Genomic DNA, 16,755 nt, shown 5'->3' with positions numbered 1-16,755 from the left:
ATCCTCCAGTTTGTTTTTTATAACAGTATACTGGAGGAAGGAGTGATTGGATAGATACCTTGTTATTGGGCGGTTACGAACAACTTCTGGCAGCATAACAATCAAAGGAAATTTAGTGAGTTTATACGACTACACTTTTCTTGACAATTCCAAAGTATAGATAATAAAAACCGCTATGCGGCAAACTCAAAAGGTCTTCACATAGCGATTATATCTAATAAAAATTCATTAATTTTTTTACATTTTCAACAACCAGAATGTATCATTAACACTTTTACATCCTTATTGCATAACTCAAAAATTACATAACTTCCAATTCTCTCATCAACTGTTCCCATTCATTAAAATAATTACCCTGACACCTTTTAACATCATCAATTGATTTTTGTATTTCCGTCAGTACTATATAATCAGAAGAATTGTTTGGTTCAGAAATGATTTTATTCAATCTTTCTAATTCTTCATCATATTGATTTATTAACACTTCAAGCTTTTCAATTCGTTTCTCCTTCTTAACCTTCTCCTTCTCAATGGAGTTACGATCGCCTTTTACTGTGTTATTTTTCTCTACTTTCTGCTCAACTTTAATGTTATTAAATGGCTTTTCAGAATTCATCCTTTTTTTCTCGTACTCACCATAAGTAGATTGTACAAACTCTACACCATCCTTATCAAAAACAAGTAATCTGTCAGCAATCTTATTAGTAAAATATCTATCATGTGACACAAAAATAATTGTACCTTGATAACTGCATAAGATATTCTCTAAATTCTCTTTTCCAATAATATCCATGTGGTTTGTCGGTTCATCTAAGATTAAAACATTAGGACGTTTATATAATAATTTACATAATGTCAATCTAACCTTTTCTCCACCTGACAAAGAGGACACCGGTCTAAAAACATCATCTCCACTAAACTGAAATGAGCCAAGAGCAGTTCTGACCTCTGTGTCATTTAGCTCAGGGTATTCGCTTTGAAAAATTTCGAATAGTGTATCATCTCCACTGATTTGAGCAAGCTGTTGGTCAAAATAGCTAATTTCAACATTGTATCCGAATTTAAAATCTCCAGACAATGCTGCCACACCACCCATAAGTGTTTTAAGCAACGTGGATTTACCAATACCATTACTCCCAACAATTCCAAGCTTCTGTCCCCTTTCAAGGTTGAAATTAACCTTTGCAAGAGGAGTATCATAGCCTATCACAAGTTCTGAAGCACTTAATACTTGCCTTGAACTACTGATTCTCGGTTGAAATTTAGACATATAAGTTTTTGTATCGTATTGGTCTGGTGCATTTAATATTTGCATACGCTGTAATAATTTAATTTTAGATTGCACCATTTTAGCTTTCGTAGGTTTATAACGAAAACGTTCAATCAAGCGTGTAATCCTTTCAATTTCTATCTGTTGCAAGTCGTAATCTTTTTGCTGTTTGATATGATTTTCTCGTTTTTGCTCCTCAAAGGCTGAATAATTACCTTTATAACATTTGGTCTCTCCCCATTCGATTTCATAAACCTTATCCACAATTCGATTAAGAAACATTCTATCATGGGAAATAATAACCAATGTAGATTTATAACTTCTCAAATAACTCTCCAACCATTGTATTGTTTCTATATCAAGGTGGTTAGTAGGTTCATCAAGTAATAGAATGTCTGGCTTTGTTAAAAGTATTTTTATAAAAGCTATCTTAGTTCGCTGACCACCTGAAAATTCAGAAATGGGTTTTTTATCATCTGCTTCAGTAAAACCCATACTACGAATCATCGTTTCATATTCTTTTTGGTAGGTTAGACCTCCAAGAGCCATATACCTTTCACTGATATCAGAGTATTCATTGATGATTTTATCATCATATTGATTCTCCATTTTATCTATCAGCTGTTTCATCTTGTTTTCCATATCAATAAGCGTCTTAAATACCGTACGGACTTCATCCACCATTGATATACTTTCATCTTCAAAAGGCATCTGTCTTAAATAGCTAATATAAGGGTTACCGGTCTTTATTACTTGAAACTCACTTTCACCAGTTCCTTCTTCTAATTCAATTTCGCCTATAATAGCTTTTAGCAAGGTTGTTTTTCCACATCCATTTCTACCAACAATAGCAATCTTTTCATTATCATTGATTTCAATACCGATGTTTTCCAACACCATATTACCATCATAGTAAACGGCACCATTAATTATTTTGTATTGCATTTTCATATCCTCCTTTGCGTTAGTACTAGCAATTGCAAAGGTGGCTTTGGACAATAATTATTCTACTCCATGTAAAGCTTGTCACAGCCACCTATACATGGAGTTCTTTAAATGTTACTTTAGTTGTAGATTTCATTTGCTTCTCCCTCCTATCGTTTCAAATATAATTCAACTTCCCCCTTATTGTACCAAATCGCTAGCGCAATGGCTAACCTAAGTTTTAGCTTACACCTTTTCTGATAAAAACAAAGTAACTGATCCGTTATCTCATCCGACAATCACGTGATCAATTAAAGGAATCCCCATCAATTCACATAATTTGTTCATCCTGTCTGTCATCATCGTATCTGCTTTACTTGGTAATAGGATCTCCAGAAGGGTGGTTATGAGCGAGAATTAATCTATCACTACCATATTGTATTGCTTTTTTCATTACATCTCTAGGGTGGACTATTGAAGAATCAAGAGTTCCAGTTGAAATTTTTTCAGATCCTAATAATTTATTTTCTTTATCTAAATAAGCAACTACAAAATGTTCTTTGTCATACATATTTTCAAATTCGCCACTTAAAAAAGGAATAGATTTTAAAGTATCTTCAAATTTATCTCTCCTTATAACTATATTATATCACTTCTGGACTTAAAAAACCATAAATAACTTTAAATAACTTTAAATAACTTTAGCAATCTATGCGTGAATATAAAGAAATGATGGCTGAACTTGAGGAGGAAAAAGGAAAGAAACTGAATGAGATTAAAGCTGAAATCACTTCTGAGGTCTCAAAAGTAGAAAAAGAATTTGCAAAAAAGAAAGAGAAGTTGAATACACTTGAAAAAGAGATTGATAGAAAAACACAATCAATTGAACAATATGATAATGTCATCCATTCAAAGCAAGAGTCTGTTAATAAGTTAGATGAAAAGTTTGAAGCTAAAGCTGATAAACTAGAATTACTATTAGCTCAAGAAAAAGCTATAAATGCTATCAACGAACAATTATTAAAGGATATTGGAATTAAAGAGGATAAGAATTACCTATTTACCAAGGACTTTAAAGTAGAGGAACGTGGACTAATTGGAAAAAAAGAAAAATTTGCAGTTGTACCTTTAAAAATTTTTGAAAAAATGTTATACCAAGTAAATACCAAACCTATGAAACAAATTTTAGACGATTTTATTGATAAAGTCTTTAACAATAGTATTGTCAAAGGATTAAAAAAGAAAATTAGCCAATTGACTGGTGAATTGAAAAGAGCTAGAGTACAACTTCAACATGAGAGGTCAGTACGCATTGCTGAACAAAAAGAAGCGGAGAAAAAAATGGATTCGCTATTGAAGGAAGTGCAGCCTGCAATGAACCTATACGAAGATTTTCAAAACTATCTCACTGAAAATGATAAGAAAAAAGTATTTGAACGCATCGAAAAACACAAAAAATTACACCAAAAACAAATAAGTAAAAATCGCAATACAAATGATTATGAACGTTAAAAAGTGCAGATCAATTCTGCACTTTTTAATTTATTTAATTACTCAATCATTCCAAACCAAGTTAACGCATCGATGATAGCTTGTTCTTTTTTGGGTGGACAATTTGGAACTCTTTGATTTTCTTTCTTAGAGTGATTATAGTTCTCTCGCTCAATTATCCCAAGTTTCCTTTTAACTTGTGCAATGTTAAGGGTAGATACTTTTAATTCAAATTTTCTAAAGACATAATCTTTGATTTCTGAATAAGTGGCTTCCTTCTTGACAGAAATATCTTTGAGATCTTCTTCATTGATTTCAAGATCAATATGATGGTTGATATCTCGTTTGGACAATTTCACAACCGCCTCTGTTCGTGCAGTATGTGGAAACATATCAACGGATTGGATGTACTCAACCTTATAAGCCTTGGTTAACTCTACCAAATCTCTGGCTAGGGTTGAAACGTTGCAGGATACATAGACCATTTTCGCTGGCTTGTATTCCAAGATGGTTTTGAGGAGTTTATCATCGAGTCCAGTCCGTGGTGGGTCGACCACTAAGGCATCTGCGCGATAGCCTTCTGTGTACCACTTAGGAATAATCTCTTCTGCCTTACCAGCCTCGTAGTGGGTATTGGTCAGTCCCATTCGTTGAGCGTTGGCCTTGGCATCTTCAATGGCTTCAGGTATGATATCCATACCTCGAACAGACTTAACTTTTCGTGCAAAGGCAAAGCCAATGGTTCCCACGCCACAGTAAGCATCAATCAAATCTTCATCGCCAGAAATATCCAGTGCCTTGACAGCCTCGCCATAGAGAACTTCCGTCTGCTGCGGGTTTAGCTGGTAAAATGCCCGAGGTGACAGTGAAAATTCATAGTCCAAAACAGCCTCGGAAATGGCTTCTTGTCCCCATAAAATCTCCGTCCGTTCCCCATAAATCTCGCTGGATTTGGACTGGTTCCAGTTGAGGGCAACGGTGACAATGGCAGGAAATTGCTTCGTCAATTGCTCAATCAATCGCGTCAAATTCACCTGACAGGAAGTCACAAAAATTAATTGAACCTGCCCTGTCTGTCTTGCACGACGCACCATCACCGTCCGAATCCCCTGCTCTCTTCGCTCATTGTAAATAGGAATCCGATGCTTGGTCAGTAAGTCTGACACGGCATTGATAATGGTCTGGGTTTCTTCATCTTGGACTAGACAATCTGTAATCCCAATCAAGCGGTGGCTACCTTCTGCGTAGAGTCCAGCAGTCACCTTGCCCTTAAAGGAGCGGGTCTGGAACTGCAGTTTTGCTCGGTAGTGGGTGGGCTGGTCCATGCCGATGGTCGGACGGATGTCAAAATGTTCATAGCCTGCTGGTTTGAATTTTTTCAGGGCTTGTAGCAGCAAATCTTGTTTGAAGTCCATCTGCTTGTCATAGCGGAGGTGCATAATCTGGCAACCACCACAGGCCTGGTAAATCTCGCAGGCTGGCTGGACACGAAACTTGGACTCTTTATTGATTTTCAGAAGCTTGGCCTGGACAAAATTCCGCTTGACATCGGTAATTTGACAATAAATCTCTTCTCCCTTGAGAGCGCCAGGGACAAAAACGAGAGTTTTCTGGTAAAAACCGATACCTTCGCCGTTAATGCCCATGCGCTTGATTTTTAGAGGAATTCGTTGGTTTACTTGTAGATTCATGTTTCTATTTTACCGAAAATTCCTGTATAATGAAAGAATGAGAGTAACAAAGATTGAAAAGAAAAAAAGGCTCTATTTGCTGGAGCTGGATAGTTCAGATAAGCTCTATATCACTGAGGACACCATTGTACGCTTTATGCTGACCAAGGACAAGGAAATTTCTGAACAGGAGTTGGCGGAGATTCGGGACTTTGCCCAATTTTCTTATGGGAAAAACCTGGCTCTTTATTTTATTTCCTTTAAGCAGCGGACCAAGAAGGAAGTGGCTGACTATCTGCGAAAGTACGAAGTTGATGAGAACACCATCCCAGCAATTTTGCGCAATCTAGAGGAGGAAAACTGGGTCAACGACCTAGCCTATGCGGAAACTTTTGTTCGGCAGAATAGCTTGAACGGGGACAAGGGGCCAGCTGTCCTTCGGCAAAAATTGCAGCTCAAGGGTCTTGAAAAATCCCTGATTGACCAGGCACTGACAGATACAGACTTTTCTGAGCTAGCGGCAAAGGTTGGAGACAAGATTGTACGAAAATATGGTCACAAATTGCCTCTCCGCGCCCTGCAGGATAAGATTGCCCAAGGACTGGTGACTAAGGGATTCTCCTATGAACTGGCCAAAAGCGTGGTAGCTAACTTGGACTTGGACAGTGATGAAGAGGCAGAAGCCGATTTGTTAGAAAAAGAACTGAACAAGCAATACCGCAAATATAGCCGAAAATATGAAGGCTATGAGCTTCAACAACGTCTGACCCAAGCCCTGGCCCGAAAAGGCTATGATTATGGTGACATTCGTTCGGCTTTACGCGACTATCTATGACAAAAATTTCGCCCAAGTGCCAAAAATATGATATAATAGTCAAGATAAATTGTAATAGTAGAAAGTTGGTAACAAGGTGAAATTACCAAAAGAAGGCGACTTTATTACAATTCAAAGTTATAAACATGATGGTGAAATTCATCGCGCCTGGCGTGACACCATGGTACTAAAAACAACAGAAAATGCCATCATTGGAGTCAATAATCATACATTAGTCACTGAAAATGATGGTCGACGTTGGGTGACAAGAGAACCTGCTATTGTCTATTTCCATAAAAAATATTGGTTCAATATCATCGCCATGATTCGAGAGAACGGGGTTTCTTACTACTGCAACCTTGCCAGCCCCTATGTCCTAGACAATGAGGCTTTGAAGTACATCGACTATGACCTAGACGTAAAAGTCTTTGCGGATGGAGAAAAGCGATTGCTGGATGTAGATGAGTACGAGCGCCACCGGAAATCGATGAATTATTCGACGGATATTGACTATATCTTGAAGGAAAATGTCAAAATCCTGGTAGACTGGATCAACAATCAGCGCGGTCCCTTCTCACCAGCCTATGTCAACATTTGGTACAAACGCTATTTAGAACTGCGAAATCGATAAAGTCATTTATAAAGAAAATCCTGTTTTTCAGGCTTTTTTCTTACCTGAGAGGAGGTCACTATGGCATTTCAAGAGACAAAAGGGCGCTATGCCAGCTTTGGCGTTGTCACTTCCCTTCCTGGCGAAGTGATCGACCATTTTTGGTTTATCATTGACAATTATTTAAAAGGAGTCCTGCCCTTGAAAAAGGTTCTGCGCTTCTCCCTGAAAAATCGCAAGGGCAAACTCAGCATTACCTTTTCACAGGAAGGCTATAAAGAGGTTCTCACCATTGATTTCCAAAACAAATTCGACCCCTTCTTCCCGTCAACAGTATTGGTATTCGATAAAGAGGGGCAAGAAACCGTCGCCCTGCCGAAGGAATTGAATTATATATAGCAAAAGACTTGAGCCGAAACTCAAGCCTTTTCTTTGTCTTAGGAATTAGGGTCGTCCAAGCTACGTCCGTGCAAGCCTTTTTCACGTTGGACTTGACGGAGTTTTTCAGGCGTCACATCATTGCCGTCTTCATCGACAATCTTGATGCCTTCGACATGGGCACGCACACTACGGCGGTAGCCCTCGATGTACTCCTCACGAAGAGCAGCTTGTTCCTGCAACTCCTCCTCTGTCAAGCCCTCCGCCTTTTTCTTGCGGGCCAATTCATTGATACGATCAATTTTTGCTTGTTCCATAATAACTCCTTTTATCTCTTAAAACACGGTCCACTTCCCTTGATTGTCCGGTAAATACGCTTCCTGTGGCATCAGAGGATTATAGGAAATTCTCACCACATCAACATTCTCTAATTGTCTTTTGCCTGTATAACTAACCGGAATTGGACCTAACTTAATAACTTCACCTATCCTATAAATTATAACATCATAAATTTCATAGGTTTTTCCATCCACATCATAAGCATAAACATAGACATAATTCTTCTTAAAACGTAGTTGCCTCATAAAACGCCCTTGCGTTTCAGCAGTACAAAGTTTCTGTTTGGACTTTTTGCGAATAGCAGGTTTAGCATTGCCCTTTTCTATCTTAGATGTTCGCCACATCCAACGAATAAAGAAAAACATAAGAACAATGATCGCCAAAGCTTGCAAAGGAATGATAACATACAACTCTATAATTCTGAAAAGAGACATACTACCTACTTACTATTCAAGAGATTGAAGACCGCCACAGCACTTGCTTTATCCGCCAAGGCTTTCAAAAGAGCCAAGCGGTTGGCTTTGACTGCTGCGTCATCTGCCATAACCATGGTATTGTCGAAGAAGGCCGCGATGACTGGGCTGAGAGCAAAGAGCTTGTCCAAGTTACCTGCCATGTCTTCCGTCAATTCCAAGCCTGCCACTGCTGCAGCAAGGGCTTTCTCCTGCTCATTTTCAAAGAGGGCCTTGTCAATCGCAGTCGCCTCCGCCTTTTCAGCCAAGTTGAAGACCCGTGACAAGTTTTCCACGGCTTCCTTGTAGTCAGCCTCTTTTGATTTTTGGAAAATAGCAGAGCTGGCTGCCAGTTGCAGTCTAACGACAAAGGTTGAGCTGGCCAGTACAGCCTCACGGATGTCTTTCGGAATAGCCTTATCCATCATTTTCTCTACACGGGCACGGATAAAGTCCATAACAGCTGGCTGGTTGTCATAAGTCAAGCTAGCAAAATTCAAGCTGTAGAGCTCCGCAATCAGCTGATCCAATGGAATTTCCCAACCAAACGCTTCCAAGATCCGCACGATACCCTGTGTTGCACGACGAAGAGCGTAAGGGTCGTTTGAGCCAGAAGGAATCAAGCCTACTGAGAAGAAAGATAGGAGGGTATCAAATTTGTCAGCCAGTGCCAAGACCGCACCGACCTTGCTCTCAGGCAATTCGCCTTCTGCTGAGTTTGGCAAGTAGTGCTCACGGATTGCTGCTGCCACCGCAGGTTTTTCCCCTGCAAGAAGGGCATACTTCTCACCCATAATCCCTTGCAATTCATCAAACTCGCCGACCATGCCTGTCAAGAGGTCAAACTTGTAGATGTCCGCCGCACGTGCCACATCTGCTTTTTCATCCGCAGACAAGCCTGCCAAGTCAGCCAGTTTTTCTGCGATAACTTTGGTGCGTTCCATGTGCTCGTAAAGTGAGCCGATTTTCTCATGGAAGGTCACGACTTTGAGGCGTTCTACCAAGTCAGCAATCTTGAGTTTTTGGTCTTCACGCCAGAAGAACTCGCCGTCTTCCAAACGTGCCACCAAGACTTTTTCATTCCCTTTGATGACATTGTCAAGGTACTGGTCATTCCCGTTACGGACAGAGATGAAGTTTGGCAAGAGTTTGCCAGCCTTATCACGCACCACGAAGTAACGTTGGTGATTTTTCATAGAAGTGACCAAAACTTCCTCTGGCACTTCCAGGTATTTGGTGTCAAAAGAACCCATAAAGGCAGTTGGGTACTCGACCAAGTTGAGAACTTCATTGAGCAGTTCTTGGTCAATCTCAACTGTCACATTGTGTTCGTTCTCGATAGCCTTGATTTGCTCGACGATCATATTTTGACGCTCTGCGGGGTCTGTAATGACAAACTGTGCACGCAAGTCAGCCTCGTAAGAATCTGCATTTGCAATCTCAGTTTCATTTCCAAGGAAACGATGACCACGGCTGATGCGAGCGGACGAAATGTCCAAGAAATCCATATCCAATGATTCATCGTCCAAGAGAACGGTCAAGGTGTGGACAGGGCGGATGTAGGCGAATTTGTTGGAAGCCCAGTTCATGCTGACAGGGAAGGTCATAGCCTTCAAGACCTCTGGAATGCCCGCCAAGACTGCCTTAGCTGGCTGACCAGCTTCGTGCTTGGTCACGTAGACATACTCTTCACCCTTGATCTCGCGGAATTCGATGTCAGCTGTCGTCAAGCCTTTACCACGGACAAAGCCTTCAGCAGCTTTGGTGAAGTTTCCATCTGCATCCAAGGCAATTTTCTTAGCAGGACCCTTGAAATCTTCTGTAAGATCAGTCTGCTGGTCTGCCAAACCACGCACACGAACAGCCAAACGGCGTGGCGTTGAAAAAACATCAATGCTGTCAAAAGCCAAGCGATTGTCTGTCAAAAAAGTCGCCATGCGGTCACGCAACTGGTGCATGGCTGGGGTTACGATGTAGGCAGGGATTTCTTCCAAGCCAAGTTCAACAAGTAAATTCTTTGTCATTATTCTGCGTCCTCCTTCAACAATTCTGCTCGTGCTGCTTCGTCTAAAAGTGGGAAGCCTAATTTTTTACGCTCAGCCACAAAGGTCTTAGCAACGACACGAGCTAGGTTACGGATACGGGCAATGTAGCCTGCACGCTCGGTTACAGACACAGCTCCACGGGCATCCAGCAGGTTAAAGGTATGAGAACATTTGAGCACATAGTCAAAGGCAGGGTGAACCAAGCCTTCTTCCAAAGCCCGCTCTGCTTCTTTCTCAAACTTGGTGAAGTTTTCAAGGAGCATATCTTGGTCGGATACTTCAAAGGAGTATTTTGAATGCTCATATTCTGGCTGGATAAAGATTTCACCGTATTTAACACCGTCTGCCCACTCGATGTCGTAAACGGAGTCAACTTCTTGAATGTAAGAAGCCAGACGCTCCAAACCATAAGTTACTTCGGCTGTGACAGGACCTGTCGCCAAGCCACCGACCTGTTGGAAGTAGGTAAACTGGGTGATTTCCATACCATCCAACCAAACTTCCCAGCCCAGACCAGCTGATCCTGTTGATGGGTTTTCCCAGTTATCCTCAACAAAACGAATATCATGCTCCAAAGGATTGATGCCCAAACGCTCCAAAGATTCCAAGTAGAGTTCTTGGATATTAGAAGGCGACGGTTTCATAACCACTTGGAATTGGTGGTGCTGATACAAACGGTTGGGATTTTCCCCGTAACGACCGTCCGCAGGACGACGACTTGGCTCAACATAAGCCGCATTCCAAGGCTCAGGACCGATCGCACGCAAGAAAGTGTAGGGGCTCATGGTACCCGCACCCTTTTCCGTATCATAAGCCTGCATGAGCAAGCACCCCTGCTCATTCCAAAATTGTTGTAAGGTCAGGATGATTTCTTGAAAAGTAAGCTTTTTTGACATATTGTTCTTCTTTCTATTAGATGATTTGGTGACGTTCCAGTTCTTAAAACGACATTTTTTTAAGAACCGGAACTAGTGCATAGGCTAGGAAGTTCGCCCTAGCGACTTCCGTTTGTCAGCCCGACTGACGGAGAAAGGAGGCTACTGACAATGTCTAGGTGAAATTTTTGACATAAAATCCTCTTTCTTTAAATACCATCTTTTAGTTTGCTTTTAGTACTAGACAACGAGCTGCAGGCTGTACTGGAGTACGGCAAAGCGAGCTCAAACAATAACAATTGTTTGAGGTTGGTAATGAAGAAACGGAGTTTCATCATTCGTCGACGTAGTAAAAGATAAACCGAAAGATGTACAGGTGCGAAAAAGAACCACCTTCTCTCCCCCCTGCCTTGCGACATAGGGGCGTTGAGAACGCGGTTCCACCCTAATTTATTACTTCATTTTATATAATTTTTTCACTGAAAGCGCCAATTATTTCCACCCCGGCTCGGCTCCCACTCTCCCAAGCTCGCTAAACAAAGATGCTGAAACAACCTTCTTTCTTGTTGAATAGTATAGCAGATTTACTGGGCTTTGTCTACTACCATATCACAAACTCAAGCTATCCCAGTCTCCTGTCTGGGCAATCTCTACTCGACTACTGATTTGCATTGCAGATGCTGCTAGGAGGTCACATTCCTCCTGGGTCAAGTCTAGTCGCACCCTGTCTACAATGCCCTCTCTGCCGATGACTGCTGGATAACCTAGATAAACCCCGTACTCTTGCTGGTAATGAGAAACCGGTAGCACTGCTCTGCTATTGCCCAAAACCGCCTCAACCAAGCGTTTGGCTGCCGCTGCGATGGCAAAATTGGTATAGCCCTTGCCGAAAAAGACGGTGTGTCCGCCCATGCGCGCCTCCTCTGCCAGCTGGTCCAGCTCTTTCTTGGGCAAAAGTGCCTGAATAGGCTGACCCGCCACCACCACCTGGCTCCACGCAGTGAATTGAGAATTGCCATGCTCACCCAGATTGTAGCCTGAGATGGCTATTGGAGAGAGTCCAAACCGCCGCCCCACCGCACGCTTCATCCGCGCCGTATCCAGCAATGTACCCGTGCCAATCACCCGCTCGCGAGGAAAGCCAGTATAGGTCTGATAGAGCTGACTGATGACATCGACGGGATTCGTAATGACAATCAAAATACCAGAAAAACCTGAAGCAACCAACTTGCTCGAGACTTCCTTGACCTCTTGACTAGTGAAAGGCAGTTCCGCAAAGCGGCTATTGGTCGCATTGGCCTGGAGACTGATTTTCCCAAGGCTCGACACGATAATATCTGCGTCCGATAGAGCACTGTAATCATTGGCAATGAAAGTGGCAGACTGCCCCGTATTGGCCACACGGTCCTCCATATCCAGAATATCTGCCGCAAGTTTCTCTTCATTCTTGTCAATCAGGACATAGTCGTCAAAGAGATTGCCTGCCACCAAATCATGCAGGAGGGTGGCTCCGACATGGCCCAGACCTATGATACCGATTTTTCTAGCCATAGACTTCCTCCACCAGACTTTCCAAGGTCAACATGGCCTTAACCACATCCTGAGTTTGAATATTCTGATCAATATTGATGTAGCTTTCCTTGCTAGAGGTCGCAAACTCAGCCACCTTTTGCATAGCAGCTGCCCTATCCTCCGTCACACCCAGCTGTTTCCAAGAATAGATATAGCCGTTCTTTTGGTAAAAAGGCAGGAGTTTTCTGACCTCATCCCTGTCACCCGTCAGGCATAATTGCACCAAAATCCCATAAGAAACCTTGAGTCCGTGGGCAATGCTGTGGGTTTCATGGAGCAGGGTCAATCCATTATGAAGAGCGTGAGCCCCCGATACATAGTCGCTGGTCTGACAGCCGACATTAGCCGCAATGGCAAAGGTCGTATCCACAATCCGCTGAAAGGCTGGACTAAGTTTGTTCTGGTCAAAATCCGCAACAGCTGTCTCCGTGTCCTGAAGTAAAATATCCAGCGAGACCTTGGCTGTCGCTAGCGCCAGTTGAACAAGGGCAGGCAGGTCCGCACGATTTTTCCCTCTGTGAATCGCCTCCAGCTCATACCATTTAGCCAGGGTATCCGAAATGCCTGAAATGAAAAACTCCCGTGGCGAATCCAATAGCAGGTCATAATCCACCACCGTCATAAAACCCGACCGTTGGCAGTAATCAATAGACTTGAAGGTATGGTCTGGATGATAGGCCACCAAGAGCGGGGTCGAGCAGGCACAGGTAGAAACCAGGGTCGGTACAAAAACCGCCTCAATACCCAGACGGTCGGCTATCCCCTTGGTCGTATCCATGACCTTGCCGCCACCTACGCCAATCAAGACATCTGCACCTAGACTTTTAGCCTTTTCTGCCAAGCGATTCATATCTTCATGACTGGCTGTCTGGTCATAGAAGAGCACCGGCCAATTGGGTTGATTGCCACCGTGTTTGACAAAGGCCGCATAGGATTTCTGCCCTGTCACAATGACCGGCTGCTGGAAGATTACCAATCTTGCTGGCAATTCTTTAATGGCACCGCTGGATGCCACATATTGCCCCGGCTCACCCCGCACTAATTTTTCAAATTCCATACTATTCACCTCTTTTTTATTTATGATATGAAAAAAACAAAGATATATCAACCATTAGCCGACATCTTTGTTTTCTGTCTATTAACGATGGTTGATTTTCTTGGTCACAAAATCTCCGACAAACTGGATGAAGAAGATCATGATCAAGATGAGGAGTGTCGCAACCAAGGTTACATCATCATCCGAACGGTTATAACCATAGGAAATAGCGACGTTACCTAGGCCACCGGAACCAATGGCACCTGCCATAGCGGTGTAACCAACCAGGGAAATCAGAGTCAGGGTTGTTACACGAATCAAGTCTGGCAGACCTTCGCGTAGGTAAACCTTGATAATATCAGGAATAGTGGCTCCTACTGACTGGGCTGCCTCAATCACACCCCGGTCCAACTCTGACAAGACAACCTGAACCTGACGGGCATAGAATGGAAATACAGACAGGGACAGAGGGACCAAGGCAGCTTTGAGACCGATACCTGTTCCTACAATCGCACGGGTTACAGGGTTGAGGACAGCCAAAAGGATGATAAAGGGAACCGCCCGAAAAAGAGAGGCCACCTTGTCCAAAATCCAGAACGCATACTTGTTTTCCAAAATGCCACGAGGGCCTGTCAATACCAAAAGAAGACCTCCGACCAAGCCCAAAAGGCCTCCAAAGATGAAGGACCAGAAGGTCATATAAATGGTCGCCTGAATGGCTGGCAACCAACCGTAAGGCGTATCCCAGCCCATTTTTATCACATTTTCAAATGTTGTTTCAATCCACTGATTCATCTTACGCTCCCTTCAAAACAGTCACTTCTACCTGTGCCTCTGCCACAGCCTCCAAGGCATGGTGCAATTGGGCAGGCTCACCTGATAAGATAACGACTAGCTCACCCACTGGCGTGTGGTCCAAAATCTCAATATTTCCATAAAGAATATTGGATGTCACCTGGTACATCTTATACAAATCATTGACAATAGCCGTATCCGTGCTGGCACCCGAATACTTGAGTTGGACCAGAAGACTGTCTTCCGGCAGATTTTGCACAATCCCCTGCTGGTAAATTTTGACCAGTGCTTCATCGATTCCTGTTGCTGTTTTAATAAAGTCCTGGGTCAATTCCTGCTTAGGATGTGAGAAAATCTCAAGAACAGACCCTTCCTCAATCAACTGACCATCCTGCATCACCGCCACCCGGTTGCAAATGTCTTTAACAATCTGCATCTCATGGGTAATCATGACAATGGTCAAGCCCAATTTCTCATTGAGTTCTTGCAAGAGAGCCAGAATCTGCTTGGTTGTTTTGGGATCCAAGGCAGAGGTTGACTCGTCAGAAATCAAGATTTTGGGATCATTGGCAAGGGCACGCGCAATAGCGACCCGCTGCTTTTGGCCACCTGAAAGTTGAGACGGATAGTTTTCTGCTCGGTCCGCCAAACCAACCAGGTCCAAGAGCTTGGCAACCTTGGCTGCCTTTTCTTCCTTGGTCAAGCCAGAATGCTTGAGGGCAAAAGCCACATTTTCCGCAGCAGTCATCTGGGCCATCAGATTGAAATGCTGGAAAATCATCCCAATTTCACGGCGTTTGATTCGCAGTTGGGCTGGTGTCAACGTAACCTTATCACCTTCAAAAATCACATCTTCATCAATAGTGATTTTACCTGCTGTCGGCACCTGCAAGAGGTTGATAACACGGACCAGGGTTGATTTCCCCGCCCCAGAATAGCCGACAATTCCATAAATATCACCTTGGTTAATATGGATGGTCACATCCTTAACCGCCTCAATCGTGCGCTTTTTCTGATGAAAGGTCACATCGATATTATCTAGCTTAATCATTTCCTTACTCATAACTTGCTATTAACTCCTCAATTAGTTGAACATGACTATAATAGTCAGCAATTTTTACATTTTCATCGCCCGCATGGTCTCGGCTATTGGCATTGCCCAGTCCAAATCCAGCAATTGGCACCTGCAGGGCATGAAAGACCGTATGCATAGGGCCTGTCCCCGGCGAGGTTGGCAGCACCGAAACCCCGTCAACCGTCAACTTTTTAGCTAACTCGATAACTTTGGCAATGGCTGGCGCAGTCATGTCGCTACGGTAGCTCTTGATGCCTAGGGTGAAATCGACCTGAACCCTGTCAAAGCCATTCTTCACCAGCTGTTGACGGACCTTGTCCAGCACATCCTGAGGATCCAAATCCGGTACCAGACGAATCTCCATCTTGGCAGAAGCCTGGGCTGGAATAATGGTCTTGACTCCCTGGCCCAGATAGCCTGTAGAAAGACCCTCAATGGTAATCGACGGCTCAAAATAAAGGCGTTTCAAAAATGCTTTTCGCTCTTCCAAGAGTGTTGGCAGGGTCAAGCTGTAAATCTCCGTAAGATTTTCAGGACTGGTTAGGGCGAACTCCTCTACCAAGGCTAACTCTTGCTCATTCGGCTCCTGAACCTGGTCATAGAGACCATCTACCAGGACACGACCATCTGGACTTCGGAGGGACTGGAGGCCGGACAAGAGATACCAGCTAGCGGAGTCAATCACTCCGCCATAGGACGAATGAATGTCCAGCTCTGCCGATTGGACAGAGACATCGAAAGTCACGATTCCCTTGTTTCCGCCAGCGATTTCTAGCTGATTGAGGGCATTTCGGTGACCTTGTTCCCAGATGAGCAGGTCTGCACCTGATAACTGGTCCTTGTACTTGACCAAATACTTATCCAAATCAACCGATGCCGACTCTTCAGCACCTTCCATGATGAAAATAACATTGACCGGTAGTTGACCGTCGTGCTTAGCCTGATAGCTCTGAAGGGCGGATAGGCGAGCCGTGATATGCCCCTTGTCGTCATCCACCCCGCGGCCATACATGTGGGTCTCGTCCATTGTCAGTTCAAAGGGTTGCCCCTTGAGCCAAATCTGGTCACTATCAGCCGGCACTGTGTCATAGTGGTTGTAGAAAATCAGGGTCTTGGCATTGGGCACCGTCGCTGCAAAACGAGCCATGACAAAAGGAGCCGTATGAGACTGGTCCAAGATAACCTCTGCCCCTGCACTTTCAAACAAATTCTTGAGGTAAGTAGCAACCTCCAAAAGACCAATCTGCTGGGCAAAGATAGATTTCATACTAATCAGTTTTCTCAGATGCCCAATCCCCTCCTGGACAATCTTGTCTTCCTGGAAGGCTGCGATTTGTGCCTGCTCATTTGTCTGTCCCATTTTTTCTACCTCCTCAAAAAATAGGAAGAGAAGCTGGGGGTCTCCCAGC

General features: G+C 43.3%; 16 protein-coding genes and 1 pseudogene. 4 read left to right on the top strand and 13 right to left on the bottom strand.

Annotated features, from left to right (window positions below; translation table 11 throughout):
* Positions 1 to 301: 301 nt before the first annotated feature.
* The 3 genes from optrA to ACHBGV_RS07410 form a co-directional block, all read right to left on the bottom strand.
* Complete coding sequence (gene optrA, locus ACHBGV_RS07420; protein ID WP_099809080.1) at positions 302 to 2,269, bottom strand: ABC-F type ribosomal protection protein OptrA; 1,968 nt, start codon at positions 2,267 to 2,269, stop codon at positions 302 to 304.
* Between the two features lie 213 nt (positions 2,270 to 2,482).
* Entirely contained in the window at positions 2,483 to 2,542 is a 60-nt protein-coding gene (locus ACHBGV_RS07415) for a hypothetical protein (RefSeq protein ID WP_237052231.1), read from the bottom strand.
* 25 nt (positions 2,543 to 2,567) lie between these two features.
* On the bottom strand, positions 2,568 to 2,765 hold the full coding sequence (locus tag ACHBGV_RS07410; RefSeq protein WP_394736013.1) for a JAB domain-containing protein: 198 nt from the start codon (positions 2,763 to 2,765) through the stop codon (positions 2,568 to 2,570).
* Positions 2,766 to 2,905: 140 nt separating this feature from the next.
* Here ACHBGV_RS07410 and ACHBGV_RS07405 point away from each other — a divergent pair, with 140 nt between their 5' ends.
* Positions 2,906 to 3,706, top strand: coding sequence for a hypothetical protein (locus ACHBGV_RS07405; RefSeq protein ID WP_394736012.1), 801 nt, complete (start codon positions 2,906 to 2,908; stop codon positions 3,704 to 3,706).
* Positions 3,707 to 4,026: 320 nt separating this feature from the next.
* Here the strand turns inward: ACHBGV_RS07405 and rlmD are convergent.
* Positions 4,027 to 5,376 (bottom strand): annotated as a pseudogene (rlmD, locus tag ACHBGV_RS07400) (23S rRNA (uracil(1939)-C(5))-methyltransferase RlmD); the annotation flags it as partial.
* Between the two features lie 37 nt (positions 5,377 to 5,413).
* On the opposite strand from rlmD, the gene recX reads away from it, so the two are divergent.
* The 3 genes from recX to ACHBGV_RS07385 all read left to right on the top strand — a co-directional run bounded on the left by recX (position 5,414) and on the right by ACHBGV_RS07385 (position 7,178).
* The gene (recX, locus tag ACHBGV_RS07395) at positions 5,414 to 6,190 is read left to right on the top strand and encodes a recombination regulator RecX (RefSeq protein WP_394736011.1); all 777 of its coding nucleotides are present in this window, start codon (positions 5,414 to 5,416) and stop codon (positions 6,188 to 6,190) included.
* Between the two features lie 76 nt (positions 6,191 to 6,266).
* Positions 6,267 to 6,800 (top strand): DUF402 domain-containing protein, encoded by a 534-nt coding sequence (locus tag ACHBGV_RS07390; RefSeq protein ID WP_105110663.1) that lies wholly within the window; start codon positions 6,267 to 6,269, stop codon positions 6,798 to 6,800.
* Between the two features lie 60 nt (positions 6,801 to 6,860).
* Positions 6,861 to 7,178 carry a DUF960 domain-containing protein gene (locus tag ACHBGV_RS07385; protein ID WP_105122486.1) on the top strand — a complete coding sequence of 106 codons (318 nt, stop codon included), beginning with the start codon at positions 6,861 to 6,863 and terminating at the stop codon, positions 7,176 to 7,178.
* Between the two features lie 38 nt (positions 7,179 to 7,216).
* Here ACHBGV_RS07385 and ACHBGV_RS07380 read toward each other — a convergent pair whose 3' ends face one another.
* From ACHBGV_RS07380 to ACHBGV_RS07340, 9 genes are all read right to left on the bottom strand, one after another.
* Complete coding sequence (locus ACHBGV_RS07380) at positions 7,217 to 7,474, bottom strand: DUF896 family protein (protein WP_024378147.1); 258 nt, start codon at positions 7,472 to 7,474, stop codon at positions 7,217 to 7,219.
* Between the two features lie 18 nt (positions 7,475 to 7,492).
* A complete protein-coding gene (locus ACHBGV_RS07375) occupies positions 7,493 to 7,906 on the bottom strand; it encodes a hypothetical protein (protein ID WP_394736010.1) in 414 nt (137 codons plus the stop codon).
* 29 nt (positions 7,907 to 7,935) lie between these two features.
* Positions 7,936 to 9,972 (bottom strand): glycine--tRNA ligase subunit beta, encoded by a 2,037-nt coding sequence (glyS, locus tag ACHBGV_RS07370; RefSeq protein ID WP_394736009.1) that lies wholly within the window; start codon positions 9,970 to 9,972, stop codon positions 7,936 to 7,938.
* Entirely contained in the window at positions 9,972 to 10,889 is a 918-nt protein-coding gene (gene glyQ / locus ACHBGV_RS07365) for a glycine--tRNA ligase subunit alpha (protein ID WP_172094720.1), read from the bottom strand. The genes glyS and glyQ overlap by 1 nt, the downstream gene beginning before the upstream one ends.
* Positions 10,890 to 11,477: 588 nt before the next feature.
* A complete protein-coding gene (locus ACHBGV_RS07360; RefSeq protein WP_172021269.1) occupies positions 11,478 to 12,419 on the bottom strand; it encodes an L-lactate dehydrogenase in 942 nt (313 codons plus the stop codon).
* Positions 12,412 to 13,497, bottom strand: coding sequence for an iron-containing alcohol dehydrogenase family protein (locus ACHBGV_RS07355; protein ID WP_394736008.1), 1,086 nt, complete (start codon positions 13,495 to 13,497; stop codon positions 12,412 to 12,414). Before ACHBGV_RS07355 ends, ACHBGV_RS07360 begins: the two co-directional genes overlap by 8 nt.
* An 81-nt stretch (positions 13,498 to 13,578) precedes the next feature.
* The gene (locus ACHBGV_RS07350; protein WP_105110886.1) at positions 13,579 to 14,271 is read right to left on the bottom strand and encodes a methionine ABC transporter permease; all 693 of its coding nucleotides are present in this window, start codon (positions 14,269 to 14,271) and stop codon (positions 13,579 to 13,581) included.
* A 1-nt stretch (position 14,272) separates the two neighbouring features.
* Positions 14,273 to 15,334, bottom strand: coding sequence for a methionine ABC transporter ATP-binding protein (locus tag ACHBGV_RS07345; protein ID WP_105110885.1), 1,062 nt, complete (start codon positions 15,332 to 15,334; stop codon positions 14,273 to 14,275).
* A complete protein-coding gene (locus ACHBGV_RS07340; protein ID WP_105160330.1) occupies positions 15,327 to 16,706 on the bottom strand; it encodes a M20/M25/M40 family metallo-hydrolase in 1,380 nt (459 codons plus the stop codon). Before ACHBGV_RS07340 ends, ACHBGV_RS07345 begins: the two co-directional genes overlap by 8 nt.
* Between the last annotated feature and the right edge of the window lie 49 nt (positions 16,707 to 16,755).

It is taken from the genome of Streptococcus sp. A34 (assembly GCF_043674115.1).
Lineage (GTDB): Bacteria > Bacillota > Bacilli > Lactobacillales > Streptococcaceae > Streptococcus > Streptococcus suis_V.
Note: the sequence above shows the minus strand (reverse complement) of the source record. Positions and strands in the feature narration are given on the sequence as shown.

Bases quoted from the DNA above. Each gene is read 5' to 3' on its own strand.
- ACHBGV_RS07380 (WP_024378147.1), bottom strand. From the start codon at position 7,474: ATGGAACAAGCAAAAATTGATCGTATCAATGAATTGGCCCGCAAGAAA.
- ACHBGV_RS07350 (WP_105110886.1), bottom strand. From the start codon at position 14,271: ATGAATCAGTGGATTGAAACAACATTTGAAAATGTGATAAAAATGGGC.
- recX (WP_394736011.1), top strand. From the start codon at position 5,414: ATGAGAGTAACAAAGATTGAAAAGAAAAAAAGGCTCTATTTGCTGGAG.
- ACHBGV_RS07340 (WP_105160330.1), bottom strand. From the start codon at position 16,706: ATGGGACAGACAAATGAGCAGGCACAAATCGCAGCCTTCCAGGAAGAC.
- ACHBGV_RS07360 (WP_172021269.1), bottom strand. From the start codon at position 12,419: ATGGCTAGAAAAATCGGTATCATAGGTCTGGGCCATGTCGGAGCCACC.
- ACHBGV_RS07385 (WP_105122486.1), top strand. From the start codon at position 6,861: ATGGCATTTCAAGAGACAAAAGGGCGCTATGCCAGCTTTGGCGTTGTC.
- ACHBGV_RS07410 (WP_394736013.1), bottom strand. From the start codon at position 2,765: ATGTATGACAAAGAACATTTTGTAGTTGCTTATTTAGATAAAGAAAAT.
- ACHBGV_RS07345 (WP_105110885.1), bottom strand. From the start codon at position 15,334: ATGAGTAAGGAAATGATTAAGCTAGATAATATCGATGTGACCTTTCAT.
- glyQ (WP_172094720.1), bottom strand. From the start codon at position 10,889: ATGTCAAAAAAGCTTACTTTTCAAGAAATCATCCTGACCTTACAACAA.
- ACHBGV_RS07355 (WP_394736008.1), bottom strand. From the start codon at position 13,497: ATGGAATTTGAAAAATTAGTGCGGGGTGAGCCGGGGCAATATGTGGCA.
- ACHBGV_RS07405 (WP_394736012.1), top strand. From the start codon at position 2,906: ATGCGTGAATATAAAGAAATGATGGCTGAACTTGAGGAGGAAAAAGGA.
- glyS (WP_394736009.1), bottom strand. From the start codon at position 9,972: ATGACAAAGAATTTACTTGTTGAACTTGGCTTGGAAGAAATCCCTGCC.